Below are 26563 nucleotides of genomic sequence, written 5' to 3'. Positions count from 1 at the left end.
AAACCGTGAGACGTCGCACGGCCGGAACTCGGCGCGAATGTACGAGCCTTGGGATGGACTGTGTTTGGGGCTGGTGCCTTCCCGCTGGTGCCTTCCCGTCAGCGGAGATTGGTGTGGGGAGTGTGCTGTGAGTGAGGCCAACTACTTCGCGCGCAAGGAGGACATCAGGCACCCGGCCCACCAGACACCAGTCAGCCGTCAGCCGTCAGCCGTCAGCCGTCAGCCGTCAGCCGTCAGCCGTCAGCCGTCAGCCGTCAGCCACGCGATCATGCCCGCCCTCGCCCGCTCCGGCTCTCCGCGTCCGCGCCGAGGTGGTTGGGGACCGCCCGACCCACTCGCACCCCATCCGGCGGCAGCCGAGGTCGCCGAGACCTCGGCAGCGGGGTCGAATCCACGAGGAGAGGCGTGGCGTAGGGATCCCGTCATTCCGCTGTGCGGGGTGCCTTCACCCGGTCCTTCGCCGGGAGGCGTCGGGCCCCACCGACGGCAGGTAACCCGGTGCCCGCCAGGCGTTCAACCGGTGCTGCACCGCGGCACCCAGTGACAGGAGTTCGGCATCCTGGCGGTCACCGGCCATCAGGAGCAGGCCGACGGGGAGTTTGTTCACGAACCCGGCGGGCACCGACAACGACGGGTACCCGGCGACGGCGGCGGGCGTCGAGGACGGGATCACATCGTTGTCGCCGCGGGCACAGTTGGTCGTCCAGGCGGGCGGGTTCGTCGGCGCGGCGATGGCGTCCAGATGATGCGCGCTCAGGGTCTCGTCCATGGAGCGGCGGGAGAGATCCTTCAACTCGGCGCGCTTGGCGCGGTATGCGGGGTCGGTGGTGGGAGGCGCGGCGAGGGCCCGCTCGAACAGCTCCTGACCGGCGAAGCAGGTCCGCTCTTCCGGGTGGGTGCGGTGGAAATCGATCAGTGCGGCGAGGTTGCGAGGCCCGTGGCGAGTGGCGAGGTAGGCGTTGATGTCCCGGTGGAACTCGCTGAACAGCGCGGGGAATTCGAGTTCGGCGAGACGCTGCTGATATGGCGGAGTCACCTCCACGACCTCGGCTCCCGCGGTACGCAGTTTCTCTGCCGTGCGGGTCATCACGGCGTCCACCTCCGGCCCCAGCGAGGGCAGCCGCCACAGGCCGATCCGCTTACCGCGCAGGCTGCCGCGGTGCGTCAGCTCGCCGAGCATGCCGGTGGAGCCGAGGTGGCCGGCGGGGCCGTTGGAGCCGGAGCGGCCGCCAGGGAGCGAGGTATCGCCAGGAAGCAAGGCGCCACCAGGATGCCGGGCCTCGCCACCGCCGAGGAGGACGGAGAGGGTGAGCGCGGCATCGGTCACATTGCGGGCCATGGGCCCCGCGGTGTCCTGTTCGGCGGAGATCGGCACCACGCCGGCCTGGCTGACCAGTCCGTGGCTGGGTTTGTGGCCGACCACCCCGTTCATTCCGGCCGGGCACACGATGGAGCCGTCCGTCTCGGTGCCGATCGCCACCTGCGACAACGAAGCGGCGAGCGCGGCAGCCGAACCGGAGGACGACCCGCACGGGTTGCGGTCCAGTACATACGGGTTGTGGGTCTGTCCGCCCACCGCCGACCATCCTGATGTCGGCTTGGCCGCCCGGAAGTTCGCCCACTCGGACAGATTGGTCTTGCCGAGGATCACCGCCCCGGCGTCCCGCAGCCGGGTCACCAGCGGGGCATCGGTGTCCGGCGGACTCCCGGCCAGCGCCGACGACCCGGCCGTTGTCGGCATGTCGCGGGTGTTCACGTTGTCCTTGAGCAGGACGGGGATGCCATCCAGCGGGCCACGGCTATCGCCGTGCCGGTGCCTGGCATCGCTGGCGGCCGCCTGACGCAGGGCCGTCGGATCCGTGCGCAGCACCGCATGGATCTTGGGGTTGATGGCGTTGATCCGCCGCAGGTAGGCGGTGGTCAGCGCCGACGAGGTGAGCGAACCGTCCGCCATACGGTCCTGCAACTCCGGGATCGTCACCGTGTCGAGATCGACTCCCGGCATCGGGGGCGCGTCGGCCGACGGCGGCGAACCGCCGATACCGGTTTCAGTGGCTACCGCGCGCACAATCGGCGCCCCCGCCGAACCACTCCCGTCCGTCCCGTCCGTCCTGTCCCTCCCACCCGTCACACTCGTCCCACCCGCCAAAAGAGACCCCGTCGCCAGGGCGGCGGCCAGTGCGGCAACAACGCTCCTCTTCCCCATGAGAGTTAGCGCACTACATCCCGGCGCCCGGCACAAGAGTGCCGCAGCGCGCTCGCCGCCCAGCCGCCGTGCCGCGCCGCCCCGCCACGACTCCCGCCGCCGGGGCAGACCAGCCGCCCGTGTGCCCTCCCCCTGTGCGCTCATGCGGTAGCGGCCGGTCCCTGCCGGGGAGGGGCCTGGGCGGGCCTTCACACGACGTGGTCGGTCCTCATGCCGTGGATCTCGGTTGCGTCGTAGCCCATTTCGGCGAGGATCGAGTCGGTGTGCTCGCCGGCGGCGGGGACGGCGCCCATGCGCGGAGTGGCACCGGCGAGATCCACCGGCGGCAGAAGCGCAGACACCACTTCTCCCCCGGGTATCCGTACGTCCCGCCAGCGGTCCCGGGCGCTGAGCACGGGGTGCGCCAGGAACCCCTCGATGTCGTTGACTCCGGCGTTGGCGATCCGCGCCTTGTCCAGCAGCTGCATCAATTCTGCGCTGTCCGACGTCCTGAACCGCTCGGCGACGATCGTGTTCAGTTCTTCGCGGTGGGCCACACGGTCGGAGCCGGTGAGGAAGCGCGGGTCCTCGACGAGGTCGGGGCGCTCCAGGAACTGCTCGCACAGTGCGGCCCATTCGCGCTCGTTCTGGATCGAGAACAGGACGTCCTTCCCGTCCGCCGCGGTGTAGGCGCCATAGGGAGCGATGGTGGCGTGCTGGGTGCCGATCCTCGGGGGCTGGGTTCCGCCGTAGGAGGTGTAGTAGGCGGGCTGGCCCATCCACTCGGCGAGTGCCTCGAACAGCGATACCTCCACGGAGCGGACGACGCCTTGGACCGCGCGCGTGAACAGAGCGGTGAGGATGCCCGAGTAGGCATACATGCCGGCGGCGATGTCGGCTATCGACACCCCCACCCGGGCCGGCTCCTGTGCGTTGCCGGTCAGGGAGACCAGGCCCGTCTGGCACTGCACGAGCAGGTCGTACGCCTTGCGGTCGGCCCACGGCCCGGTGGATCCGTAGCCGGAGAGGGAGCACGAGACCAGTGATGGGAAGCGCTCTGCCAGGGCCTTGGCGCCCAGGCCCATCCTGGCGGCCGCGCCGGGAGCGAGGTTCTGCACGAAGACGTCCGCTTCGGCGAGCAAGCGCTCCAGGACGTCCCGTCCCCGGTCCGACTTGAGGTCGAGCGTCACGGATTCCTTCGACCGGTTGAGCCATACGAAATAGCTCGACTCGCCCTTGACCGTGGTGTCGTACCGGCGGGCGAAGTCACCCCCGCCCGGGCGCTCCACCTTGATGACCCGGGCACCCAGATCGGCCAGCTGGCGGGTGGCGAAGGGGGCTGCCACCGCCTGCTCGATACTGACGACGGTGATGCCGGAAAGCGGCAGGTCTTCGGTGAGTTCGGGCATGCGGTGACCTCCAGGGCAGGGCCGGTGACGTCCAACTCCCCCATCCCCGGTCCCGTCCCCCGTCACGCACTGATCGGGCCGCCGGCGTTGACAAGGATCCCGCGTGCCGGCAGCGCGGTGCTCCGCGCAGCGGTCACACATGAAACCGCCGGGTGGGCGTCCACGATCCGTAGTCCAGCCGCGTACCCGGCGAAGTCCGGCAGCCCCACGGGCCGCTGCCCCACGGGCCGCTGCCCCATGCGCCGCGCGGTGGCGTCACCAAAGACATACGCGAGCAGGTTGGACATCCCGGCCACATCGATTCCGGCAGTGACCTTTTCGTAGGCGTCGTCCAGCCCGGTGCCGGTCAGACCCTCTGACCAGGGGCCCATGGCCCGCTGCCCGCCCAGCCCGCACGCCCCGCGTCCGGCATCCTCCGCAGCGCGTCAGGCCGCTCCTCCAGCTACCTCATCGAAGGGGAGTGGACGGGTCCGGGCCGACGGGCCGGACTTCGGTGTGCGCCATCAGCTGTACGGCGTCGTGGTCGCCGTCTTGGCACTCGGCCCACTCCCAGTAGTGGGAGCCAGAGCCAGGGCCGGTCTGGGCGTAGCCCAAGCGTGCGAGCGCCTGCCCGCGTGCGGCGAGAGTCGGCACGTGCGGGCCGGGAAGTTCCGTGCAGGGCCACTCGTCGGCGGGTACGCCGTAGAGGACCACGGCGATCTCCCAGCGGGCGTCGCCGGGCGGCCGGGTCAGCTGTGCGCGCGTGAGGTGACCGTGGGCCGTCGACTCCGGCTCGGGGCCGGGCAGCTCGACCTGCGGGTCGGGGACCTCGGCCTGCGGGGCAACGGGATCGGCCTTCGGGTCAACGGGATCGGTCTGCGGGACGGGAAATTCGGCACTCACGAGTTCTCCTCACTTCGGGCATCAGTCACGACCGGCCAAGCGGGTGACGGCCGACGACACCGACGACGTGGGTGACGACCGAGACACCCCGGTTACGGCAGGCGGCAGGCGGCAGGCCACCGGTCTCATGGAGCTCACCTCGTTCCTGTCGCGATGCGTTGTGGGCGGGGAGCGTGCCCGCCATACGAGCGGCAAACCCCGAACCACCCGATCAGCCCACCCTCCCTGGCAGTGGCTGTGGCTATAGCTGTGCCCGCGGCTGTGGACGGTGCTCTCTGCGCTTACCCAGTGCACCGGCCGCGAACGGGGCTCACCCCCGTGGATCCTCGCGGCGTCCTTCGCCCGTGGTCCGCCAGAGGGGGCGAAGTCGCAGGTAGAGGCACGTGGCCGGCATCGGCAGGGCCGACCGTGCCGAGCCGCCGACGTCCCTGATTTGGCCTCTCTCTGGATGCTTGCCCGTGTGACGTTCTGTTACCTGGGTAGGGCAGGGGGCGAGCCGGGACGGTGTTGCGGCGGCGGTCAACCTCGTGGACCGTCCCGGCCCGATAGTGCACAGAGAAAGGAACCGACCGTCATGAAGAACATCTGGGCGTACCCGGCAGACGTTGGCTACCAGGGGCTGGAGCCGTTGACGGGGTTCACCGTGGAGACCCCTGACGGGACGTTGGGGCAAGTGGAACGTCAGATGAACGAGCCGGGCAGGCAGCATCTCATCGTCGACACCAGCGTGTGGGTCTTCGGCAAGAGCCTCCTGGTACCCGCCGGCATCGTTCACTCCGTCGACACAGCCGCCAAAACGGTAACGGTCACCCATGCCAGGGACGAGATCAAGGCCGCTCCGCGCTTTGCCTTTGACAGCCAGACCGCCGAAGTCGGCTACCTCACCGAAGTCGGCAGGTACTACGCCGCGCTCGGACAGCCCGCCGCCCTGTGAGGAACGAAGGCGAAACCGAGGCCCCCACCGCCCCCACGGGGCGTCAAGCCGGGTTCCTGGGCGAGTGAAGGCGTCAGCGTCCTCGGTGCGGCGGTCAGCCGCAACCGCGCGCACGGCGGAGCGGTGATCCGGAATCCCCGGATGAGCGCCGCACCGGGCCGGCGTGCCGCTTCGGCGCGCCCCGCCCGCCTCCTGCCCGCCGCCCCGCCCGTCCGCCGCCGGTTACCCCAGCCCTCCCGCCGCCGGCTGTACCGCCGACCGTCTGCCGCTCGGTCGCTCTGCCGCCGCCCGCCGCCCTCTGTGCCGCCGGCCCGCTGAGAGGTCGGCCGCCTCCCGTTGTCCCGGCCCCACTGCCGAGCGCCCCGAGACAGTGCCGATCGAACGATGACGGCCCGTTCCCGCGCCGAAACCATGGCTCCACCCGCAGCTCACCGGGCACCAATGGATCCCATGGAAGGACGGTGGCATGACATTCGGCATTCCCCGCGAGGCCGAGATCGCCGTAGCCGGACACGGAGCGGCAGCAACCGCCGTCGCGGACGTACGACCGCCCGCTGGGCCCGGCGCGGCGGCCGGAGGAGCAAACCCGGCCGCACCCCCAGAGGCAGCCCCGGTGGCCCCCGCAGCGGCACGACCGGTGGCACCCCAGGCCGGCGGATCGGCGTTCGACGACCACGGCGGGGAGCCGTTCGGGGCCGGAACACCGCACGCCCAGGCCCGCATTGATCTCGCGGCGATTCGCGCCAACGTCAGCCGGCTGTGCGATGCGGCGGGCTCCGCCGAGGTGATGGCGGTGGTCAAGGCCGACGGCTACGGGCACGGCATGGTCGCTGCTGCCCGGGCGGCGCTCGCGGGTGGCGCCACCTGGGTCGGTGTCGCCGGGATGCGGGAGGCGCTGGCACTGCGCGCGGCCGGTGTCCCCGGCCGGTTGCTCGCCTGGCTGCTGACGCCGGGTGACGACTGGAATGCCGCGGTGGCCGCCGGGGTCGAACTGTCGGCCGGTGCCGAGTGGGCGGTGCGCGCGGCGGTCCGGGCGGCGCACGCCGTGGGCCGGCCCGCGCGGCTGCACCTGGAGGCGGAGACCGGGCTAGGGCGCGGCGGCGCCACGGCGGGCGACTGGCCGACGCTGGTGGACACCGCGGCGCGCGCCGAAGCAGCCGGGTCCGTGCAGGTCGTCGGCGTGTGGTCGCACCTCGCCCGTGCCGATGAGCCCGGACACCCCGGCTGTGACCGGCAGTTGGCGAACTTCCGCAACGCTGCCGAGCTCGCCCGGCGGGCCGGGCTCACCCCCGAAGTCCTGCACCTGTCCAACTCGGCCGCCACACTGACCCTTCCGGAGGCACGCTTCGACCTCGTACGTCCCGGGCTCGCCGTCTACGGGCTGAGCCCGGTGCCCGGCCCGGGCGGACCGGCAGAGCTGGGCCTGCGCCCGGCGATGACCCTCACCGCCCGCCTCGCCTCCGTCAAGCGGGTACCCGCCGGGCACGGCGTCTCCTACGGGCACCGCTATCGCACGCCCCGCGAGACCACGCTCGGTCTGGTGCCCGTCGGCTATGCGGACGGCGTTCCCCGGCATGCCTCGGAAGCAGGTCCGGTGCTCGTCGCCGGCCGACGGCACAGGGTGGCGGGCACCGTCTGCATGGACCAGTTCGTCGTCGATCTCGGCGATGTGCCCGCCACTCCCGGGGACGAGGTCGTGCTCTTCGGGCCCGGCGACCGCGGGGAACCCGGCGCGCAGGACTGGGCCCGCGCCGCCCACACCATCTCGCACGAAATCGTCACCCGTATAGGCGCCCGCGTTCCGCGCACCTATACCGGCGGCACGATTTCCGACGCCCACTGAGCCGATACCGACCGCCGTCCCACCCGTTGGACCACCGACACGGTCCACCTGCCGCCCCACCTCCACCTCCTGTCTCACCTCCGCCCGCCCCGCCCCCGACGAGAGAGCCCCACCATGACGTACCGGCCTCCACAGTCCCCGTCTCGCCCCACCGGCCACAACGACCCCGGCGACCCCGGCGACGAACACCTCCACCGGGGTCTGCAGCCCCGTCACATCCAGATGATCGCCATCGGAGGGACGATCGGCGTCGGACTGTTCCTCGGTTCCGCCCAAGCCCTCCACGAGGCCGGTCCGGGTCTGCTGCTCACCTACGCGCTGGCGGGCATCGTCGTCTTCTTCGTGATGCGTGCCCTCGGTGAGCTTCTGGTCCACCGGCCGGTGTCCGGCTCGTTCGCCACCTACGCGGAGGAGTTCATCGGCAAGTGGGCCGGGTTCGCCACCGGCTGGAGCTACTGGCTGATGTGGGTCGTCACCGGTACCGCGGAGCTGACCGCGGCCGGGATCTACGTCCGCTACTGGTGGCCCGGAGTGCCGCAGTGGCTGCCCGGCCTCATCGCCCTGGCAATCCTCGGCCTCGCCAATCTCCTGGCGGTCCGGCTGTTCGGGGAGTTCGAGTTCTGGTTCGCCATCATCAAGGTGCTCACCATCGTGATCCTGCTGATCATGGCCGCCGCCATCCTGATCTTCGGATTCGGCCCTCTGGGGAAGACCGCGTCACTGAGCAACATCTGGACGCACGGCGGCTTCTTCCCCCACGGCACGGCCGGACCGCTGCTCGCCCTCCAGGTCGTCGTCTTCGCCTTCGTCGGAGTCGAACTGCTCGGTGTGACCGCCGGGGAGAGCAAGGACCCGGAAAAGACCCTCCCCTCCGCCGTGCGCCGGGTGATCTGGCGGATCGCGCTGTTCTACCTGGGCGCCCTCACCGCGGTCATGGCACTGGTCCCCTGGACCCAACTCGACCCGGACGTCAGCCCGTTCGTGCTCGTCTTCGCCAAGGTCGGAGTGCCCGCGGCCGCGGGTGTGGTGAACATGGTCGTGCTGACCGCGGCACTGTCCTCCTGCAACAGCGGGGTGTTCTCCACCGGCCGCATGCTGCTCACCCTGGCCCGGGACCGGCACGCGCCGGCCGTGTTCGGGAAGGTCAGCCGCCAGGGCGTCCCCGCGGCGGGCATCCTCGCGTCCATGGCCGTGATGCTGCTGGGCGTGGCCGCGAACTACTTCGTCCCCCAGGAAGCCTTCGCGTATGTGACGAGCGTGGCGACCATCGCCGCCGTCTTCACCTGGGGAATCATCGTCTGCGCCCATCTGCGTTACCGGGCGGCGGTCCGCGCCGGGCGGCTCCGGCAGGTCGCCTTCCGGATGCCGCTGGCACCCGCCTCGAACTACTTCGTCCTCGCCTTCCTCGGTCTCGTTCTCGTCCTGCTCGGCTTCGACGCCGAGAGCAGGATCGCGCTGTATGTGGCTCCGGTGTGGGCGGCGATCCTCGTGGCCGGCTATCACTTCACCCGTCGCTCCCGGGCCGCGGTACCCCGGGGCGTGGTACCGCCCGATGAGGAGCGACCGGAGCCATCACGGCTCCCCTGAACGGTCCGAACCGCCTGCACCGCCTGCACCGCTTGCACCGCCTGCAGCGGCCTGAACGGCTCGTACGGCCAGGGGCGGAACGGCAGGCACTTCGGGGGCGTTGCCGATGTCGTCGGCAGTCAGCTTGAAGCCGTCGGGGTAGGCATCGCGCCGGGTACGGCGGTCAGGTTCGGTGGTGCGCCAGCAGTACAGACACCGTCCGCACTGCAGAACGTCCCAGACTCCGGGGACGGGCGAGGTGAACAGGTGCTCGATGACGGTGTGCGCACAGCGTGGGCAGCAGGTGGCGGCATCGGTCATGGCGTGCGGTCCCTTTCGTGAAGGGGGAGGGGCGGGATGTGGGGACAGGCGGGACCTGAGGTGCACCGAAGGGGTGCCCTCAGCGGCGGGCGGCGAGCTGTTGGAGCTTGGCGAGCCAGGCGTCCGTCTCGGGCAGGTCGCGGACCTGGTTGCCGTAGGTGCCGCGGCCGTCGGGCGCGACGGGGGTGGTGGCGTCGATGATGAGCTTGTCGACGATGCCGGGCGGCTGCGCCTGCGGGGCCAGTTCGAGGACGGGCATATGAGGGATCTGGACGAGGTCCCCCGCCGGATTCATCTTGGTGGACAGGGCCCACATCACCTGCGGCAGGTTGAAGGGGTCGACGTCCTCGTCGACGACGATGACGGTGGTGGCGTAGCCGAGGCCGTGCGGCGTGGTCAGCACCCGCGTACCGACCGCCTTGGCGAAGCCTCCGTAGCGCTTCTCCGTCGAGACGATGACGACCAGTCCGTGGGTGTACATGGCGTTGACCGCCTGGACCTCGGGGAAGTCTGTCTTGAGCTGTTGGTACAGCGGCACGCAGGTGTTGGCGGCTATCAGGTAGTCGACCTCGGTCCATGGCATACCGAGGTAAAGGTGCTCGAAGACGGGGTCGGTGCGGTAGGAAATCTTGTCGATGCGGAGGACGGGCAGCCTACGACCGCCGGAGTAGTGGCCGGTGAACTCGCCGAAGGGGCCCTCGATTTCACGTCGGCGGCCCTCGATAACACCTTCGATGACCACTTCCGACCCCCACGGCACCGGGAGGCCGGTCAGCGGGGCCTTCGCGAGCGGTGCCGGGGCGCCGCGCAGGGCTCCGGCCAGCTCGTACTCGTTCTCGTCGTACCTCATCGGGGTCGAGGCGACGAGGGAGATGACCGGGTCGTTGCCGAGGGCGAGGGCGACCGGCAGGTCCTCGCCGGCTTCCTCGGCCTTGCGCAGATGCTGGGCGATGTCATGCATCGGCACCGGTTGCAGCGCGAGCCTGCGCTTGCCCTTGACCTCGATGCGGTAGATGCCGACGTTCTGTTTGCCGCTGTGGCCGGGGTCCTCGGGATCCTTGGAGACGACCGCGGCCTTGTCGAGGTAGAAGCCTCCGTCGCCGTCGTTGAGGCGGATCAGCGGGAGCACCTGGAAGATGTCGGCCGCCTCGCCGTCCATGGTGTTCTCGGCCCACGGCGGATCGCTGCGCCACTCGGGCGCGACGGGGAACCTGGCCCAGCGGCGGATGAACTCCGCCACCTGCTCCTTGGTGCCGGTCTCCTTCGGCAGGCCCAGCGCGAGGGCGTGGTTGGCCCAGGAACCGTGCACATTCATGGCGATACGGGCATCGCTGAAGCCCCGCACACGGTCGAAGTACAGCGCCGGCGCCGCGTCGCCCAGACGCGGGGCCGCGTTGGCGGCCGCGGCGATATCGGGCTCGGGCCGCACCTCTTCGGTGATGCGCAGCAGCTGGCCCTCCTCGTCGAGGGTCGCCAGGAAGCTCCGGAGATCGTCGTATGCCATGGGTGCTCCTTCACGGGGCGGGGGTATCGGTGTTGGGGGTGTCGGTGTCGGTGTTGGGGGCGTCGGTGTCGGCGGTCAGGCGGTGGGCTTGACCGCTCGGGCGGCGCGCATGCCGTCCCACCGCTTGGCGTGAGGCACGGACAGGCCGAACTGGTCGAGGATCCGGGCCGTGAGGTGGCCGACGAGGTCGTCCACCGACTGCGGGTGGTGGTAAAAGGCGGGCATGGGCGGCACCATCTGCACGCCCTTGCGCGCGAGAGCGAGCATGTTCTCCAGATGGATCTCGCTCAGCGGTGTCTCCCGCGGGACGAGCACGAGCGGGCGGCGCTCCTTGAGCACCACGTCCGCCGCCCGCCCCAGCAGTCCGTCGGCACAGCCGGCCCGGATACCCGCCAGCGTCTTCATCGAGCAGGGCGCAATCACCATGCCGTCCGTCCTGAAGGAGCCCGACGAGATGGTTGCTCCCTGGTCTTCGGGCCGGTGGGTGACATCGGCGAGTGCGCTCACCTCGGCGACGGAGCGGCTGGTCTCCAGCTCGATCGTGGTCCGCGCCCAGCGGGAGAGGACAAGGTGGGTCTCGACGTCCGGCAGCCCGGCCAGTGCCTCCAGCAGCCGGACGCCGAACACGGCACCCGTCGCTCCCGTCATTCCCACGATCAGTCGCACAGTGGTCAGCTCCCTCGGTTCGCCGGACGGCGTTACGGCCCGTGCCACGCCGGCACAGGGCCGGAAGGCCCGTCGCATCGGTACGCGACAGGTCAAGGCCGGTGGGCAGATCAAGGCCGGCTTGAGCTGGAGAGGGTGCACCGAAATTATCGGTCACCGGCTCGTCACACCGGATTCGCGCCCGGTAAGCCCGCACGCCGCCTGACCGGCCCTGTCCTCCCCCACGCTAGGCGCGAGCCACCCCTTCGAAGCGGTACGCTGAGGACACGCTATGGACAAAAACGGACCCGCTGACATCACCGAGGTCCCTTTCAGGGCCTCCGCGGGAGCCCCGCCCGGCGCGGAGGTCTTCGGCTTCGGCGATCTGCTCGCACGCGCACGGGGGCATGACATCGACCCGTACGCCACCAAGCGCCTGGCCTTCCACGAGCTGATCGCGGTGCGCGCCGGCACCCTGCGCTGCTCCGTCGACTTCACCGAGCACGAGCTGACCCCGGGCAGCTGGCTGTGGGTGCGCCCCGGCCAGATCAGTCAGTACCGCTCCGACCTCACCCTGGCCGAGGGCAGCATCGTCCTTTTCCTGCCGGGCTTCCTGAGTCCCGCCACCGCGGAGGCCGCCCGTGTCGACCAGCACGACGAGACGCTGCCACTGGCCCCTCGGGGCTCGGAGGGGGATGCCGTACGCCGGGTCCTGGAGCTGCTGGAGAGCGAGTACCGGCAGCTGGCCGGTCTGCCCCTGGAGGTACATATCGAGGTGGTGCGCCATCTGCTCGCCGTCCTCGTCCTGCGGCTGGCCCAGGTGCGCGGCGCGCGGAGTGGCGATGAGGCGGGCGGTGCCGCCTTCCGGAGTTTCCAGCGGGCAGTGGAGCGTGACTTCGCCCGCAGCCACCGGGTGGACGACTACGCCAGGCAGCTGGGCTACAGCGTCCGCACGCTCACCCGCGCGACCCACGCCGCTGCCGGTTGCGGCGCCAAACGCTATATCGACGACCGGGTCCTCCTCGAGGCCAAGCGCCTGCTGGTGCACACCGGCCTCACCTCCACCGCCATCGGCGACCGGCTCGGCTTCCCGGACGCCACGGTGTTCACCAAGTTCTTCCGCCAGCGGGCCGGCGAGACCCCGGCAGCCTTCCGGGGCCAAGCACGGGGCAACCGGCCATGAGCCGGCGCGCTGCCGGTGGTCGCCGCGGATCTGCACCACCAGAGGCGCCGGGCCCCTCCGTCGCCGGCGGCTGAGCAGCGCCGCGGTCTTCCGCACGGACCGCGCCGCCCCGCTGTGCACGCGGCCTGCACCCTGCGCCCAGCGGCCCCGTAAGCCCGGCCACATGAGGAAGGATCATCAACCTCGGCAATCATCGGGGTCTGAGCCGCGCCGCGTTCGGCGGCTCCTGCTGCACATGGCGGTGCGCCGCAGACAGGCTGTCTGCGGCGCACCGGGTGGCGGAAACCCCGGCCGGTGAGGAGAGGGCGCCCCTCACCGGTCACGTCCGTGCTGGGTCAGTGACGGCGCCCCCACGCCTCGGTGTCGACGACACGGTGGCGGTCGTTGCGCAGGGTCGCTTCGTCCCTGTTGTTGTCCCAGACGTAGTTCCGGCGGTCCTGGTAGACGTCATTGCGGTTGTCGCGGCCGATGCCGGTGTGGACGCGGACCTGGCTGTGGCCGTTCAGACGCACGTTGCCGAACCGGTAGGCGTGCCCGCTCTTGTCGGACAGGCTCCAGCCCTTGATGTTGACGGGTGTGCGGCCGGTGTTCTTCACCAGGACCCACTCCGCGTTCAGGCTCCGGTTCGAGCGGTCGTCCCGCCCGGGGCTGTCGTACTGGATCGCCCCGAGCACCACCGCGGACCGCGTGGGGTGCGGAGCGTGGTGGCCGGCCGCGCCGGCCGGAAGGGCTGCGGTCACTGCCAGGGCCGCGGAGCCCAGCACCGCCATGGCTACGCGCGAAGGATGAAGAAACATCGAACCTCCTGCAAAGGACGCCCTCATACGGGCGCCCAAAAACCGGACACCCGGCCGGTTTGGCCGGGCCCCCACAGATTGACCGACCGGCACCCCCGGTGGGGGAAATCTCTTTTGGGGTGACAAAACGTGGACATATGCACAACCACACCACGCCAGGCGCGTACGCCCCGGCGCTCGCCCTGCCGCCCACAACGCCCCTTACACGTATCCGGCCCCGCTCCAGGGGCGGTGAGCCCGCAGGGTGAGGCGTCGCGCATTCCCTGCTGCCGGGAGGCCGGTCTCACGCCGGATGAGGTCAGTTCGTGAGTCGGGCCGTCCGGCCCGGCCCTGCCTCTGCGGTCAGGAGACCGACCGAGGAGACAGAAGCGTTGCCACGCGCACCGCTCCCCCAACTCAGGTGTCCGATGGGTCACTTCGTCATCATCCGTTGCCTGTGGCCCCTGGAGCCTCTACGTTGAGCGCGCCTGAATTCAGCTCAGCCCGCCGCTCCTGTGACGGGCTTCGGGAGGGACCCCCCATGCGCTCACGCACCTCCACCGACACCTGCAGACGCCTTTCCCTGCGCACCGCGATGACCGCCGGCCTCGCCGCGGCGGCGCTGGCGGCGACGGCCGCCGCGGCCACGGCGGCCACCGCCCAGGGCGCCGCCCCGCCCCCACACGGCCAACGCACCCAGCAGGTCGAGTACTTCACCGGAGAGGACGGTCACCCCCGGCACACCACCGTTCCGGCCTCGAAACCGGCCTCCCCCTCCGACCGGGCCGCGATCGCCGGCGACGGTGACATCACCTCGATCGTGCGGAACGGCCCGGTCGGCACCAAGCTCGATGTGGTCTTCATCGGGGACGGCTACACCGCAGCCCAGCAGGAGGACTTCCACGCGGACGTCCGCGCCAAGTGGGCCAAGATCTCCGCCGTCGAGCCCTACGCCTCGTACGCCGGACTGTTCAACGTCTGGGCCGTGGACGCCGTCTCCAACGAGTCCGGGGTCTCCGGGGACCCGACGCAGGACGTGGTCCGCGACACCGCCCTCGACTCCGCCTTCTTCTGCGAAGGCACCGAGCGGCTGCTGTGCCTCGACACCGGCAAGGTCGAGTCGTACGCCTCCAAGGCCCCCGCCGCCGACCTCGTCGTGGTACTCGCCAACTCCACCAAATACGGTGGTGCGGGTTACAACGACGTCTCCTCACAGGTCGGTTACGACGGGATCGCCACCGCCTCCTCCGACAACGACCGGTCCGACCAGATCGCGGTGCACGAGACCGGCCACTCGCTCGGCAAGCTCGCCGATGAGTACGACTACGGCCAGTCCGGCACCTACTCGGGCCCCGAACCGGCCGAGGCCAACCTGACCACGCTCTCCGCCGACGAGATGTCCGCCGAGCGGCAGAAGTGGTACCGCTGGATCGGTCAGGAGTCCCCGGACGGCGGAGCGGTCGGTGCCTTCGAGGGCGGCGGCTACTACCCCCACGGACTCAACCGCCCCACCGAGAATTCGATCATGCGGACACTCGGCCGGGAGTTCAACCTCCCCGGCCGTGAGGCGATGATCGCGGGCTTCTACCGCTATGCGAGCGTGCTGAGCAGCACCGTGGCAACCGACCGCGCCATACCGCGCAGGACGCGTATCCATGTCGGCGCACCCGCCTCCGCGAAGGTGAAGTGGTATGTCGACGGCCGCGAGCGCAAGGCCGCGCGCGGCAGGTACACGGTCGTGGTGCGGGCCCTCGGCGTCCCGGCCGACGGCCGCGCCCATACGGTCACGGCGAGGGCCACCGACCGTACGGCCGCGGTCCGTGACCCGGCGCTGCGCAAGCAGCTCTCCGGGTCGCTGAGCTGGCGGGTCTCTCCCTGACGGTCAACGCCGGACCGGACAAGAAGCCGGTGCCCCCGCAAGCGTGCGGGTCAGCGCGGTGCCGCGAGGTCCTGGGTCCACCAGGGCCCGCCCGCTCCCTGGACGACACCGATGCCGACCGATGTGAACTTGCAGTCCAGCAAGTTGTCGCGGTGCATGGCGTCGCCCATCCAGTCGTTCACCGCCGCTGCGGCGGTGCGCGGGCCCCGGTCAAGGTTCTCGCCCCAGCTGCTCCACTGATATCCGGCGGCGGTGATCCGCTCGTCGGGGCCGGTACCGTCCGGGGCGTTGTGCTCGTAGTACTGACGTGCCGCCATGTCGGCGGAGTGACGACGCGCCGCGGTGTGCAGTCTCCGGTCGATGTGCAGTGGCCCGCAGCCGGCCCGGGCCCGCCGGCGGTTGATGAGCGAGGTGGCCTGCTCCTCCAGGCTGGGCGGGGCGGGGGCCGGCCGGGCGGGCGGGGTGGGCGACGCGGTGGCGGTCCGCGACGGGGTCGGGGTGGGGGTCGGTGTGGGTGTAGGTGTGGGGTCCGGCTTCGGCGGGGGTGAGGTCACGGTACGGGCCGCCTTCGGCTCGTCCCTCCGCTCGTCCTTCCGTTCGGCCGGCGGCGTACCGGGCGACCACCACAAGGCGGCGGTGACGGCCACGGCGAGCGTGGCGGTGCCCGTTATGGCAGTGCCTTTCTTCACTCGGCGGGGCCGGGGCAGCCGCTTCGCCAGAGGGTGTGCGCCGGGTGCACCGGACGCTCCGGGTACACCGGACGCTCCGGGTACACCGGACGCTCCGGACGCATGGTGCGCAGGCGCCGCGGTCGCCGACGCCGTCGCCGTCGCGGCGGTGGGGGCCAGGGCGGCCGGCGGGGCGAGGTGCACGGGCAGCGGCAGCAGGGCGAGGCCGGCCAGCAGCCCTTCGGCGGGCAGCAGGTCGGTCCAGTGTCCGGAGCAGGCCGCGCACTGGCGGGCATGGCGGGATATGCGTTTGCGCCAGAGGGCGCAGGGTTCCTTGTCCCAGGTGGCGGTCACCTGAGCCAGCTCGGGGCAGGGCGGACTCGCCGAGAGCGCACGGACCACCACACGTCCGGCCTCCAGCTGTTCCTTCATCCGCTGCACCCGCACCGCCGCGTGGCGTGAGTCGATGCCGACGGCGGCGACCAGCTCCGGCCTGGTGATCTCCCCGGCGGCCTCCAGCCACCAAAGGGACAGCAGTGACCGGTCCCCCTCGTCCAACCACCGGGTAGCCGCGGCCACTTCACGACGCTGGCCGGACAGTCCGAGTTTCAGGATGGTCAGGTCCACGAAATCGGCGGAGCGGTCGGCGCGTTCCGGCGCCTGGTCCCAGCCGACCACGGGCGTCTTGCGGTCGGCGGTCCACCGGCGGCGCACCTGGTTCATGGCGATCGCCACCAGCCAGGAGCGGAAGGACGCCGGCTCCCGCAGGTCCGACAGCGACTCCAGGACGCGCAGCATGGTCTCCTGCACCACGTCGTCCACGTCCGCATGGCCGTCCAGCGCGCGTCCCACGACGTTGTAGATCAGCGGCAGGTAGGAGGCGATCAGCTCCTCCCGGGCATGCTCGTCCCCGGCCTTGGCGGCCTCGACAGCCGCCGTCCCGTTTTCCTGCTTCACGCCCATTCACCCTGTTCATCCGTGCGTACTCGTAGCCCCCGCACTCAGGTGACCCCGCGAGCCCCTCGCAATAACAGAAAAAACCTACGCGGATCCGGAAAGCGGCCGCGCCCCGGGCCACGCGCGGGGCTCAGTCCGGTGCCGAGGGCCCGGCCACACGCCCTGGCATCCGGCCCGCCGCGTGACCGCTGAGGCGTTGCGGCGCGACCACCGAAGGGCGCGGCGCGACCACCGAGGAGGCCACCGACGAGACCTCGAAAAATTCTTGCGAGCTTTTCGTTATCGGGCCCCGCTCACGGGATCTCCCATGTGTCGGCCCCACGGACCACGCGCCACGCGGCACCGCCCGGCCGGCGGATCCCCAGCCCCCACAGGAAACGGAACCATGAACAACGACCACCTGCAGACGGAGTTCCACGACGAGGCCCCGGCGGACGGCGGCCGCCGGGCGAACGGCTCCGCCGGACCGCGGCGTTCCGGCCCGTCCGGCACCGGCGGCCGGTCGGGGGGCCGGCACGGACGGAGCGGCGGTCAGCACCGTGGTGGCAGTCACCCACGGCGGAAGGCGACACTGATCGCGGTGGCCTCGGTGATCGTCGTGGGCGCCTCCGGCGTGGCGCTGATACGGCCCGGCTCCGGAACCGACCAGGCGCTCGCGGCGGACCAGTCCGCCCCGGGGGCACCGACCGCCACGACCTCCACTCCCCCGGCGCCGACCGCCCCCCGCCCGTCCAAGACCCACAAGCCGTCGGCCTCCCCCTCCAAGGCGGAACACCACGGCAAGCGGCACTCGGCGCCCCGGCCGCACGCCTCCCGCACCGGCCGCAGCACGGACACCGCCAAGAGCGCAGAGCCCCGCGCGGCCCGTCCCGACTCGGGAGCGGGGGACTCCGCCGGGACCCGGGCCGCGACGGGCACCGCCGCCACGTTCGCGCAGAAGATCGTCGAGCTGGTCAACGCCCAGCGGGCGCAGCACGGTTGCGGTCCGCTCACCGTGGACTCCCATCTGCAGACCGCCGCGCAGAAGCACTCCGACGACATGGCCGCCCGCAACTACTACGAGCACAACACGCCCGAGGGCGTCGACCCCGGCACGCGTATGACCAACGCCGGTTTCCCGTGGAGCAGTTGGGCCGAGAACATCTTCAAGAGCCCCAAGGACCCGGCCACGGCGATGGACGGCTGGATGAAGAGCCCGGGCCATCGCGACAACATCCTCAACTGCTCCTACAAGTCCACCGGCGTGGGCGTCAATCTCAGCGCCAACGGCCCGTGGTGGACCCAGGACTTCGCCACCCACTCCTGACCGGCCCGGACACCTCGCGCACCGCCCCGCCGCTTCTGCGGCCGGGGCGGCGCCGGGGCCCGGCCGCCCAGAGGCCGAGGTCCGGCACCCAGGAGTCGGGGTCCGCGAGCCCAGGCGATCCGAGAGCCCGATCCGGCGTCCGAGCAGCCCGTCCGGGAGTCGGGCGGACGGCAGAACACTGCATGCCGGAAGCCGGACGGACAGCGGAACACCACGCCCCGGCGGGTCAGCCGCCCGCCGGGGCGAAGGTGCGCCCGAGGAAGCCGTCCAGGCTGCGGCGGGCCGCCTCACCGTGCGGACCGGCGAAGATCTCGGCGGCGTGGAGCGTGCCGGGCAGGACGGTGACCTCGGCCTTCGGGAAGCCGCGGGCGACCTCGCGCAGCTTCCCTTCGTCGGAGAGCGGATCGTCGGCGGTCCCCAGGAGCAGCAGTTCGCCGTCGTAGGACGTACCGCTCCCGGCGGTGTAGCCGCCCAGCGAGGCCGGCGGGCTGATGCCCGCGACTCCGGCGGGGCGGGCGGTGCGGTCCGTGAGCATGCCGAGCATGAGCGTGCCGCCCAGGCAACCGCCCACCCACGCCACGCTCGTGGTGCCGCGCGACCGCAGCAACCGGGTCGCGTCGGCCACGGTCCGGCGGCGGTCCCCGCCCCAGTCGAAGGTGACGACGTGGTAGCCGCCGACCGCGAGCCGCTTGGCCTCGGCCGCCCATTCACAGGCATCGCCCCAGGAGATGGGGGCGAAGACAACACCGTGCGGACCGCTGCCCACGGCGACCAGACGGCCGCGCCCCGCGGATCCGGGCAGACGGTACGCGGTGGCGCCCCGGATGCCGCGGAAACACGACGGCAGCCGGTCCGGTGCGGCGCTGAACTCTGCCATGCCGGCGGTTCCTTCCGCCATGGATCGATGGGTTTGCGCCATCGCGTCCCCTTGTGGGGCCGCGTCCCCGGCGCGGCCGGCGCAGGCGGAGGCCCCGGTCAGAGCCAGAGCCAGGACCGCCACCAGGGCCAGAGCACGCTTCGACTCACGCTGAAACATGAGAGAAGCATAGAGAGAAAGCATTAAGAAAAGCTATGTTAAAAGGTAAATGGAAAGCTTTTCACCATGTTCACATCTGGCGATCACACAGTCTCCCCAGGTCAGAAGGTGCCTGTCCGGACGGTGGGATATCTTTGGACTGAGCGATGAGGAAGAGGGAAGGCGGTTCACGGTGGAGCCTGACCACGTAGACGAGATCATCTCGGCATGGGGACACGAGCTGCCCGAAATCGCCGGTCTCCCGCTGGAACTCGCCAAACGGACCGCCCTGTTGGTGTCGGCTTTCGACGTCGCGGCAGGCGCCGAACTGGAGAAGCTGGGGCTGACCCAGGCCGAGTACGGAGTGCTCGCCACCCTGCGGCGGATCGGCGCGCCCTACCGCCTGAAGCCGACCGAGCTCACCCACGCGCTCCTGCTGTCCTCCGGCGGCACCAGCAATGTCATCAAGCGCTTGGTGGCCGCCGGCTATGTCACGCGCGCGGCGGCCGAGGACGATGCGCGCAGCAGCTGGGTGCAGCTCACGCCGAGCGGGGTGGAGACCGCCGAGGCGGCGGTGCGCGCCACCACCGCCGTGCACGCCCGGCTCGTCGACCGCATTCCGGAACGCACCGCGAAGGCCCTCAGCGAGCAGCTGCGGATCGCGCTCGCCGCCATCGAGGAAGGTGTGCTGATCCGCCGCTGACGCAGCGGCGTCAGCGGCCGGCCAGCCGGTCGCGCAAGTCCTGCGCCTGGGCCAGCAGCCGCGGCAACCCGGCGTACACCAGCAGCCCGTGCCGTTTGGCGATCCGTCCGGCGACCATCACGGTGTCGACGTCGGCGCGGTCCATCGACGACACGACGGCCGCGGGCGCGTCGTACACCGGCGCCACGCCCGGACGGTCGGCCCGCAGCACGATCACATCGGCCTGTTTTCCCGGGGCCAGCGAGCCGATGCGGTCCGCCATCCCCAGCGCCTCGGCGCCGCCGAGGGTGGCGAACTCCAGCACCTCCCGCACCGTGAGCAAGGGCGCGTCCGGGCCCGCGAGGCCCTGCAGCGCCGCGAAGCGCCCGATCTGGAAGGCGGCCCGCAGCTGCGTGAACATATCGCCGGGCGCGGCGACTTCGACGTCCACGCTGAGGCTGGGCCGCAGGCCGGCGGCCACCGCCTCGGCGAACGGCGGCAGCCCGTGCCCCATGGTCATTTCGATGGCGGGCGCGATCGACAGTGCCCCGCCGCTGTCGTGGATCAGCCGCAGTTCACCCCCGTCCATCCCGGTGCCGTGGATGAAGACCGTCCCGGGGCGCAGGACACCGAGGCGGCGCAGCCGGGAGACCGTGCTGCCGCCCCGGAGGTGCAGGGCGGTCGGCAGTTCCAGTTCACGTGCCAGGGCCCCGCCGCGACGGATGGTCTCGTCGCTGCCGGCCTCGGCGTTGAGCGCCATGGTCACCAGGCCGTCCCCGGCGTGCAGGCGGCGGGTACGGACCCGGCGGGCGTCCGGTGCCGTGCCGTGTCCGTAGGCGAAGACGGTGCGCAGCCCGGAGTCGGTGAGCGCATCGAGCAGGGCGTCGGTGTGCTCCTCGGTCGGCTTGTCGACATTGGAGATGTCCTGGACGGTGGTCACCCCGGCGTCCAGGGCGCCCAGCGCGCTCAGCAGATTGCCCAGGTGCAGATCGTCGGCGGTGAGCCGGGGTGCCAGGGTGTGCAGGACGGTCGCGAAGTACTGGTCGAGGGTCTGGTCGGCGCCGCTGCCGCGCAGCGCCGCCTGCCACATGTGCCGGTGGGTGTCGATGAAGCCGGGGAGCACGAGGCACCCGTGGGCGTCGATGCGCTCGTCCACCCCCGAGGCGTCGATGCGGGGTTCCACGGCGGTGATCCGGCCGTCCTCCACCAGGATGTCGGCGGACGGCAGTTCACCGAGGGCAGGGTCCATGGTGAGGACACGGCCCCCGGTGATCAGCGAACGAGCGGTGCTCATGCAGTGCCCCACCCCTGGGGCGGTGCCAGGCGGCCCATCTGGAGGTTCCAGTATTCGGTGTTGCGCCGGCAGCGGCCATCGGGGGCGAAGAGCAGGATGTTGGTCTCCAGGAAGGTGACCCAGTGGTCGCCGTCGGGGTTGATGGCGGGGGCCCGCAGCGTGACCCAGAGTTCGACGGCCGCCCGGTTTCCGGTGACGACCGGGGTGCCGTGACGGCCGGTCATCTCGCTCTGTCCTGCGGTGATGTCGCGCCAGTAGCGGCCGATGGCCTCGCGCCCACGGAACGTCTGCGCCGGGACGCCGGGCACCGCCTCGTACACGGCGTCGGGCGTGAACAGCCGGACCGCGGCGGTGTCGTTCTTGGTCCGCCAGGCCTCCAGATAGGCCTCGGTCCAGCGGGACACATCGCCGGCGGTGAGCCGGCCGGTCAGATCGGCGGCGTGTGCGGCCGGTGTCACCGCCGTCAGGGGCAGGGCGGCGAGGCCGGCCCGGAGCAGGGTACGGCGGGGGGTTCGGGGTTTCACGGGTGTTCGGTGCCCTTTCCGTGCGTACGGGGTGGCGCGCGGGCCGGCGCGTGCGCGGAGCCGGGCCGGCCGCGGCGTCATGCTGCGTGCTGGAGGCGGAGGGTGAATTCGATGCCGTCTCCCAGTGGAAGCTGCTGGGAGAGGTAGCCGTTCTCGGCGGCGCGGACGTGGTCGGTGAACTCGGGCGGCAGCATCGGCAGGTTGTCGGAGACGACCAGGGAGCCGGCCCGCAGCGCGGGTTCGAGCACCTTGAGGACCGGGAGATAGAGCTCCTTCCATCCGTCCAGCAGCACCAGATCGACCGGACCGGGAAGCGCCGCGAGCTGGTCGCGGGCGTCGCCGGTCCTGATCTCGGCGAAGGCATCGAGCCCCGCCCGCTTCAGGTGGCCGCGCGCACGGTCGGCCTTGCCGGGGTGCAGCTCCGAGCCGATGATGCGGCCGCCGCCATTGTCGCGCAGCGCCGCCGCCGCATAGAGCGTCGAAGCGCCGAAGGAGGTGCCGAACTCCACCACGAGGGCCGGCCGCAGGCTCCGTACGAGCTGGTACAGGAAGGTGCCGACCTGTGGGTGCACGGGCAGCGCGGCCTGGGCACACAGCTCGGCGGCCTGCCGGGCGGTGGGTGGCTGCGGCCAGTCGGCCGCGGTGGCGTAGGCGCGCTTCATCACGTCCGGATCGTGGTGTTCGGCGGTGCGGGCGATCTCGTCCAGGACGGCGCGCACCCGTTCGTCGTCGAGCCCGGTGGGTGAGGTGGTCATCGTCGCGCCTTCCCGTCCCGCACCGCGGCCGGCAGCGCGGGGTCGAGGTAGCTCTGTGCGTTGTAGACGGTCCGGTCGGTGTCGAGGATTTCGCGCCTGCCGTGCATCACCCGGGTGTTGTCGATCAGCGCCAGGTCGCCGTCCCGCCAGTCGATCTCCTCGGTCAGTTCGGTGGTGAGCCGGCGGAATTCGGCGAGGAGTTCGCCGGGAATCTCGGTGCCGTCGGCGAAGGTGACGCGCGGGGCCTCGTAGTTGTACGAGGGGCCGAAGATGCTGTTGGCCCAGGCGAGGCGGCTGCCGAAGAGCGTGGCACGGGCGGCGCCGGTGCGGAACGCGTAGTGGAGGGAACCGTCGTCATCGAGCCGGAGGGTGGTGGACACGTTCCTGCCGACCAGCTCCTTCATATCGGCGAAGGTGATGTCGTCGAGCTTCTTCCGGCCCTCGCTCTGGTGGCAGACGAACGCCTTCCACTTGGGCTCCTCCACCCGGCGGCTGTACATGATGTCCTTGATGCCGAAGACCGCGCGGGCCGTGTCGCCGGCCGCGTCCCAGACGCGGTAGCCGTCGCAGACCGTGGTCTGCGAGCCCCGGGCGGCGGCCTTCTCGCACAGGAACCAGGTCAGGTCGGGGCCGAAGGGGCTGTTGCCGTTCTCCAGGTGGAGGCCGACGGCGCCGGTGCCCGCGTCGACCTTCTGCGCGACCTCACCGCCGTGGAAGGAGCGCGCCGGGTCGAGGGTGATCCGGCCGGAGTGCGCCTTCACGAACGAGGTGAATTCCTCCAGGCCGGTGTGGAAGCCGCGGAAGAGCAGGTAGCCGGCGTCGGCGAGCAGCCCGGTGACCCAGGCGGGGTCCAGCGCACGCAGCGAGCGGTCCCCGGCCGGTTGCACCAGCCGGCCGGTGGCGGCGCCGTAGGGCCGGACGTCAGCGATCGTGGTCATGCGTCAGCTCCTTGGTGGTCGTGCAGCGTTCCCTCGGTCAGAGCGGTGCGGATGGCTGCCCGCATGGGCCTGCCGGTGACGGTGAAGAACCTGCGGTAGAGGCGGTCGCCGGCCACCACGAGGTGCGGTACGGCGACCCGCTCCACCTCGGAGAGGTGCGCCGCGCCGAACTCCCGGACGGCGGCCTCGGCCGCCGCGAGGCCGGTGGAGTCGTCGACGAGGAAGAGTCCGTGCAGGACGGTGAGTCCGTCGCCGACCACCGCGACGGCGCGGACGAACGGGAGTTGGGCGTATTGCGCCTCGACCCACTCGGGAGCCACGTTGCGGCCGGCCGCGGTGATGATGACGTTCTTCTTGCGTCCGGTGATGCGGAGGAACCCCTCCTCGTCGAGGTGGGCCAGGTCGCCGGTGCGGAGCCAGCCGTCGGCGTCGAGGAGGAGGCTGGAGGGGTCGTCGCGGGTGTACCCGGCGAACAGCGAGGTGCTGCTGACCAGGAGTTCGCCGTCGTCGGCGATCTTGACGCGGACGTGCGGCAGCGGGCGGCCCACGGTGCCCAGACGGCGGGCGGCCGGGGTGTTCCAGCTGACCACGGAGCTGTTCTCGGAAAGGCCGTACCCCTCGTGGACGGGGAGGCCGTGCTTCTCCAGGCGGTGCAGCAGATCAGGGTGCACGGGCGCACCGCCGCAGCAGATGAGCGGCGCGCCGGGAGTCCCGAACAGGGCCGGTGCGACCGCCCGTCCGCCCTCGGCGGCCTCGTCGGCGGCGGTGGCGAAGGCATCGACGAGCGCGGGGGTGGCGACCATCGCGGTCGGGCGGGACGCGGCCACATACGGCAGGGCGTCCGCCGCGGCCGCCGCTGCGGTGCCGACCAAGGCCTTGCCCGGCGGCATCAGGACGAGCGTCCCGCCGTCGAGCAGGACCATGTAGAGGCCGGTGACCTGCTCGATGAGCAAGCTGAACGGGACAAGGGAGAGGTAGCGGGTGAAGGCCCCGCGGGGCATCACCGACCGCAGCGATCCCAGCAGTTCATTGAGCGCCGCCGCCCGGATCCGCACGCCTTTGGGGCGTGAGGTGGTGCCGGAGGTGTGGATGACCTTGCACTCCCAGTCCGTCCGGCCGGCGCCGGCCGGCGGCAGCACCAACGGCGCGGCCGGCACGGGCCCGTCCGTGGACACCGGCAGCACCGCGCAGTGCGGGCCCAGGACCCGGTCCCTCCCCCACTGCGTCAGGCGCTCCCGTCCGGCCGCGTCCGCCAGGCACAGATCGGTCTCCTCCAGCAGGCCGGCGGCCTGTTCGGCGGAGAAGGCGAGCGGGACCGGCACCTCGATGGCGTGTGCGGCGATCAGCGCAAGGTCGGCGACCACGAATTCGGGGGTGTTGCCGCAGACCACGCCGATGCGCAGCGGCCGGCCGTCCCCCTGCCCGATCCGGTGGGCGAGGTCCGCGGCCCGGCGGGTGACCTCCAGGTAGCTGAGGGTCCGGGCCGGGACGCCGTCCTCCCCCAGTACCTCGATCATGGGGTGTGCCGACTCACCGAACCTGGTCAGGCTCTCCCTAATGGCCCGCATGACCGGCCACCTCCATGGCGCTGATGCTCAGTTGCAGATCGGTGACCGAGTAGCGCCCGGTGGTGTCGGAGAACAGCCGGTCCAGGGCGTTCAGCGCGATGACGCCGACCTGCGGCTGGTGGTCGTAGTACGAGCCCCAGCGCGCCGCCTCGTCCGGGGACAGCCGGCCCGGGTCGGCGGGCCCGAAGGGCACGAAGCAGATGCCGGTACGGCCCAGCGTCGTGATCAGGCTGCGGGTGACGGTGCACAGGATGTACTCCATGCCCAGGCACCAGGAGATGATCGGGGTGGCTCTGATCAGTTCGCGGCCGACCGAGACGCGGCGGGTGGCCAGTGCCCCCACCTCCACCACCCGCCTGCGGTCCACCGTGACCCCGAGGTGGGCCAGTACGGCGGCCTCGACCCCGGTGTCGAGATACCGCTCGGAGAACAGCTCCTGCTCCCTGCCGAAGGTGAGCCCCGCGCAGGCCAGTGGCGGGCAGGGCTCCGCCGCCCCGCCACAGGCCGGACGGGCGACGATGAACGAGTCGGGCCGGGGCGCCACCTCGGCGCCATATGCCTGGGCGTACACCTCACGTGCGAGGTCCGCGGCGTCCAGCCATGCGCTGGTCGCCCGGTGTGCCAGATCGATCTGCACGGTGCTCCCCCCTTCCCCGGCTGCCGGCGTTACTTGGTGCCGACGACCAGAGAGACGGATGAGGGCAGCGCGATCCGCTCGACGGTCTTCAGGCCCGCCCCGGTCAGCCACCCGGAGATCTCCGGCAGGCTGTAGGTGCGGTCGCCGGAGCAGGCGTACATCGCCAGGGAGAACGCCGCGTTGTGCTCGTCGAGCTGTTCGCCGCGGACGTCTTCCAGCACCACGATCCGGCCGCCGGGCCGCAGCGCCTTGGCGGCCCGCGCGATCAGGTCCCGGTTCTCCTCGTCGGTGTGGTTGTGCACGATCTCGAAGAGGAAGACCACGTCATATCCGGTGCCGAGGTCACCGCTGAGGAAGCTGCCGCGCCGGAGGCTGATCCGGTCGGCCAGCCCCGCCTTCTCGATCGCGGCTCCGGTGTCGGCAAGTGCCTCGGGCAGGTCGACGATGGTCGCGGAGAGCCCGGGGTGCCGTTCGCACATGGCCATGGAGTGCAGACCGTGCGAACCGCCCAGGTCCAGCAGGCGCCGCGCCCCTTCCGGCAGCGGTACGGCATCGACGATGGACCGCACCGTCAGGCGCGACTTGACCCGCATGTACGCGGAGAAGTCCCGCCCGGCCTCGGGGTTGTTGGCCCAGCGCTCCCACAGCGACCGGGCGGGCTTGCCGTCCCGTACGGCCTGCGGCAGATCCCACATGACGTTGGTGAGTTCGTAGGCCCACAACAGTGCGGGGGTGAAGTCGTACTCGGCGTTCTTGCCCAGCCAGCGTTCCGCGAGCGGACCGTTGCGGTAGCGCCCGTCCTCCAGGGTGAGCCAGCCCAGGACGGCGGCGACGTCGGCCACCGCGCGGGTGCCGTCCGTACTGGCGCCGATGGCCTTGGCCAGTTCGTCGAGGGTCTGGGGACCGTCCTCCTCCAGGGCGGTGAAGATGCCGAGCTTGGCGGCGGAGGTGAGCGCCGCGTAGCGGATGGTGGAGCCGATCACCTCGTCGATCGGGTTGCCCGCCAGCTCGGCGTCGGTGGTGGTCTTGAACATGGCTGATCTCCTCGGGATGGCAGGTGGCAACGGCCGCGCGGACGGTACGCGGCCAGGA

General features: G+C 71.3%; 23 protein-coding genes and 1 pseudogene. 7 read left to right on the top strand and 17 right to left on the bottom strand.

Going from position 1 to position 26563, the window contains the following annotated elements:
- Positions 1 to 445 precede the first annotated feature (445 nt).
- The 4 genes and pseudogenes from ACGFR7_RS29605 to ACGFR7_RS29590 form a co-directional block, all read right to left on the bottom strand.
- The gene (locus ACGFR7_RS29605; protein WP_393325149.1) at positions 446 to 2206 is read right to left on the bottom strand and encodes an amidase family protein; all 1761 of its coding nucleotides are present in this window, start codon (positions 2204 to 2206) and stop codon (positions 446 to 448) included.
- A 188-nt stretch (positions 2207 to 2394) separates the two neighbouring features.
- Positions 2395 to 3594, bottom strand: coding sequence for a CaiB/BaiF CoA transferase family protein (locus ACGFR7_RS29600; RefSeq protein ID WP_393325147.1), 1200 nt, complete (start codon positions 3592 to 3594; stop codon positions 2395 to 2397).
- A 62-nt stretch (positions 3595 to 3656) separates the two neighbouring features.
- Positions 3657 to 3983 (bottom strand): annotated as a pseudogene (locus ACGFR7_RS29595) (DUF2268 domain-containing putative Zn-dependent protease); the annotation flags it as partial.
- A 58-nt stretch (positions 3984 to 4041) separates the two neighbouring features.
- On the bottom strand, positions 4042 to 4476 hold the full coding sequence (locus tag ACGFR7_RS29590) for a DUF6303 family protein (RefSeq protein WP_393325145.1): 435 nt from the start codon (positions 4474 to 4476) through the stop codon (positions 4042 to 4044).
- A gap of 574 nt (positions 4477 to 5050) precedes the next feature.
- Here ACGFR7_RS29590 and ACGFR7_RS29585 point away from each other — a divergent pair.
- From ACGFR7_RS29585 to ACGFR7_RS29575, 3 genes are all read left to right on the top strand, one after another.
- Entirely contained in the window at positions 5051 to 5410 is a 360-nt protein-coding gene (locus ACGFR7_RS29585) for a PRC-barrel domain containing protein (RefSeq protein ID WP_393325144.1), read from the top strand.
- A gap of 466 nt (positions 5411 to 5876) precedes the next feature.
- A complete protein-coding gene (alr, locus tag ACGFR7_RS29580; RefSeq protein ID WP_393325142.1) occupies positions 5877 to 7253 on the top strand; it encodes an alanine racemase in 1377 nt (458 codons plus the stop codon).
- 114 nt (positions 7254 to 7367) lie between these two features.
- Complete coding sequence (locus tag ACGFR7_RS29575; RefSeq protein WP_393325140.1) at positions 7368 to 8840, top strand: amino acid permease; 1473 nt, start codon at positions 7368 to 7370, stop codon at positions 8838 to 8840.
- Here the strand turns inward: ACGFR7_RS29575 and ACGFR7_RS29570 are convergent.
- The 3 genes from ACGFR7_RS29570 to ACGFR7_RS29560 form a co-directional block, all read right to left on the bottom strand.
- The gene (locus ACGFR7_RS29570) at positions 8826 to 9140 is read right to left on the bottom strand and encodes a non-oxidative hydroxyarylic acid decarboxylases subunit D (RefSeq protein WP_393325139.1); all 315 of its coding nucleotides are present in this window, start codon (positions 9138 to 9140) and stop codon (positions 8826 to 8828) included. The two genes, ACGFR7_RS29575 and ACGFR7_RS29570, sit on opposite strands and share 15 nt — an antisense overlap.
- A 79-nt stretch (positions 9141 to 9219) precedes the next feature.
- Positions 9220 to 10644, bottom strand: a complete 1425-nt coding sequence (locus tag ACGFR7_RS29565; protein WP_393325137.1) for a non-oxidative hydroxyarylic acid decarboxylases subunit C — start codon at positions 10642 to 10644, stop codon at positions 9220 to 9222.
- A 75-nt stretch (positions 10645 to 10719) separates the two neighbouring features.
- The gene (locus ACGFR7_RS29560; protein ID WP_393325135.1) at positions 10720 to 11310 is read right to left on the bottom strand and encodes a non-oxidative hydroxyarylic acid decarboxylases subunit B; all 591 of its coding nucleotides are present in this window, start codon (positions 11308 to 11310) and stop codon (positions 10720 to 10722) included.
- Between the two features lie 271 nt (positions 11311 to 11581).
- Here ACGFR7_RS29560 and ACGFR7_RS29555 point away from each other — a divergent pair, with 271 nt between their 5' ends.
- Positions 11582 to 12472 carry a helix-turn-helix transcriptional regulator gene (locus ACGFR7_RS29555; protein WP_393325133.1) on the top strand — a complete coding sequence of 297 codons (891 nt, stop codon included), beginning with the start codon at positions 11582 to 11584 and terminating at the stop codon, positions 12470 to 12472.
- 335 nt (positions 12473 to 12807) lie between these two features.
- Here the strand turns inward: ACGFR7_RS29555 and ACGFR7_RS29550 are convergent, their stop codons facing one another.
- On the bottom strand, positions 12808 to 13269 hold the full coding sequence (locus ACGFR7_RS29550; protein WP_393325132.1) for a lamin tail domain-containing protein: 462 nt from the start codon (positions 13267 to 13269) through the stop codon (positions 12808 to 12810).
- 520 nt (positions 13270 to 13789) lie between these two features.
- Between ACGFR7_RS29550 and ACGFR7_RS29545 the strand changes: the two genes are divergently transcribed.
- Positions 13790 to 15127 carry a M64 family metallopeptidase gene (locus ACGFR7_RS29545; RefSeq protein ID WP_393325130.1) on the top strand — a complete coding sequence of 446 codons (1338 nt, stop codon included), beginning with the start codon at positions 13790 to 13792 and terminating at the stop codon, positions 15125 to 15127.
- A gap of 50 nt (positions 15128 to 15177) precedes the next feature.
- Here the strand turns inward: ACGFR7_RS29545 and ACGFR7_RS29540 are convergent, their stop codons facing one another.
- The gene (locus ACGFR7_RS29540) at positions 15178 to 16758 is read right to left on the bottom strand and encodes a sigma-70 family RNA polymerase sigma factor (protein ID WP_393325129.1); all 1581 of its coding nucleotides are present in this window, start codon (positions 16756 to 16758) and stop codon (positions 15178 to 15180) included.
- Between the two features lie 379 nt (positions 16759 to 17137).
- On the opposite strand from ACGFR7_RS29540, the gene ACGFR7_RS29535 reads away from it, so the two are divergent.
- Positions 17138 to 18058, top strand: a complete 921-nt coding sequence (locus tag ACGFR7_RS29535; RefSeq protein ID WP_393325128.1) for a CAP domain-containing protein — start codon at positions 17138 to 17140, stop codon at positions 18056 to 18058.
- Positions 18059 to 18284: 226 nt separating this feature from the next.
- On the opposite strand, the gene ACGFR7_RS29530 is transcribed toward ACGFR7_RS29535, so the two are convergent.
- Positions 18285 to 18935 (bottom strand): alpha/beta fold hydrolase, encoded by a 651-nt coding sequence (locus ACGFR7_RS29530; RefSeq protein WP_393325126.1) that lies wholly within the window; start codon positions 18933 to 18935, stop codon positions 18285 to 18287.
- 331 nt (positions 18936 to 19266) lie between these two features.
- Here ACGFR7_RS29530 and ACGFR7_RS29525 point away from each other — a divergent pair, with 331 nt between their 5' ends.
- Complete coding sequence (locus tag ACGFR7_RS29525; protein WP_393325125.1) at positions 19267 to 19776, top strand: MarR family winged helix-turn-helix transcriptional regulator; 510 nt, start codon at positions 19267 to 19269, stop codon at positions 19774 to 19776.
- 10 nt (positions 19777 to 19786) lie between these two features.
- On the opposite strand, the gene ACGFR7_RS29520 is transcribed toward ACGFR7_RS29525, so the two are convergent.
- From ACGFR7_RS29520 to ACGFR7_RS29490, 7 genes are all read right to left on the bottom strand, one after another.
- Complete coding sequence (locus tag ACGFR7_RS29520) at positions 19787 to 21049, bottom strand: amidohydrolase family protein (RefSeq protein ID WP_393325124.1); 1263 nt, start codon at positions 21047 to 21049, stop codon at positions 19787 to 19789.
- Complete coding sequence (locus ACGFR7_RS29515) at positions 21046 to 21573, bottom strand: nuclear transport factor 2 family protein (protein WP_393325122.1); 528 nt, start codon at positions 21571 to 21573, stop codon at positions 21046 to 21048. Before ACGFR7_RS29515 ends, ACGFR7_RS29520 begins: the two co-directional genes overlap by 4 nt.
- 77 nt (positions 21574 to 21650) lie before the next feature.
- Positions 21651 to 22328 carry an O-methyltransferase gene (locus ACGFR7_RS29510; RefSeq protein WP_393325121.1) on the bottom strand — a complete coding sequence of 226 codons (678 nt, stop codon included), beginning with the start codon at positions 22326 to 22328 and terminating at the stop codon, positions 21651 to 21653.
- Positions 22325 to 23266 carry a TauD/TfdA family dioxygenase gene (locus ACGFR7_RS29505; RefSeq protein ID WP_393325120.1) on the bottom strand — a complete coding sequence of 314 codons (942 nt, stop codon included), beginning with the start codon at positions 23264 to 23266 and terminating at the stop codon, positions 22325 to 22327. The genes ACGFR7_RS29510 and ACGFR7_RS29505 overlap by 4 nt, the downstream gene beginning before the upstream one ends.
- Positions 23263 to 24834 carry an AMP-binding protein gene (locus ACGFR7_RS29500; RefSeq protein ID WP_393325119.1) on the bottom strand — a complete coding sequence of 524 codons (1572 nt, stop codon included), beginning with the start codon at positions 24832 to 24834 and terminating at the stop codon, positions 23263 to 23265. The genes ACGFR7_RS29505 and ACGFR7_RS29500 overlap by 4 nt, the downstream gene beginning before the upstream one ends.
- Positions 24821 to 25471 (bottom strand): thermostable hemolysin, encoded by a 651-nt coding sequence (locus ACGFR7_RS29495; RefSeq protein WP_393325118.1) that lies wholly within the window; start codon positions 25469 to 25471, stop codon positions 24821 to 24823. Before ACGFR7_RS29495 ends, ACGFR7_RS29500 begins: the two co-directional genes overlap by 14 nt.
- Positions 25472 to 25500: 29 nt before the next feature.
- Positions 25501 to 26505: a methyltransferase gene (locus ACGFR7_RS29490; protein WP_393325116.1), complete on the bottom strand. Its 1005-nt coding sequence runs from the start codon at positions 26503 to 26505 to the stop codon at positions 25501 to 25503.
- Positions 26506 to 26563 lie beyond the last annotated feature (58 nt).

It is taken from the genome of Streptomyces sp. NPDC048516, assembly GCF_043199875.1.
Classification (GTDB): Bacteria; Actinomycetota; Actinomycetes; order Streptomycetales; family Streptomycetaceae; genus Streptomyces.
This window is presented reverse-complemented; position numbering and strand designations above follow the sequence as displayed.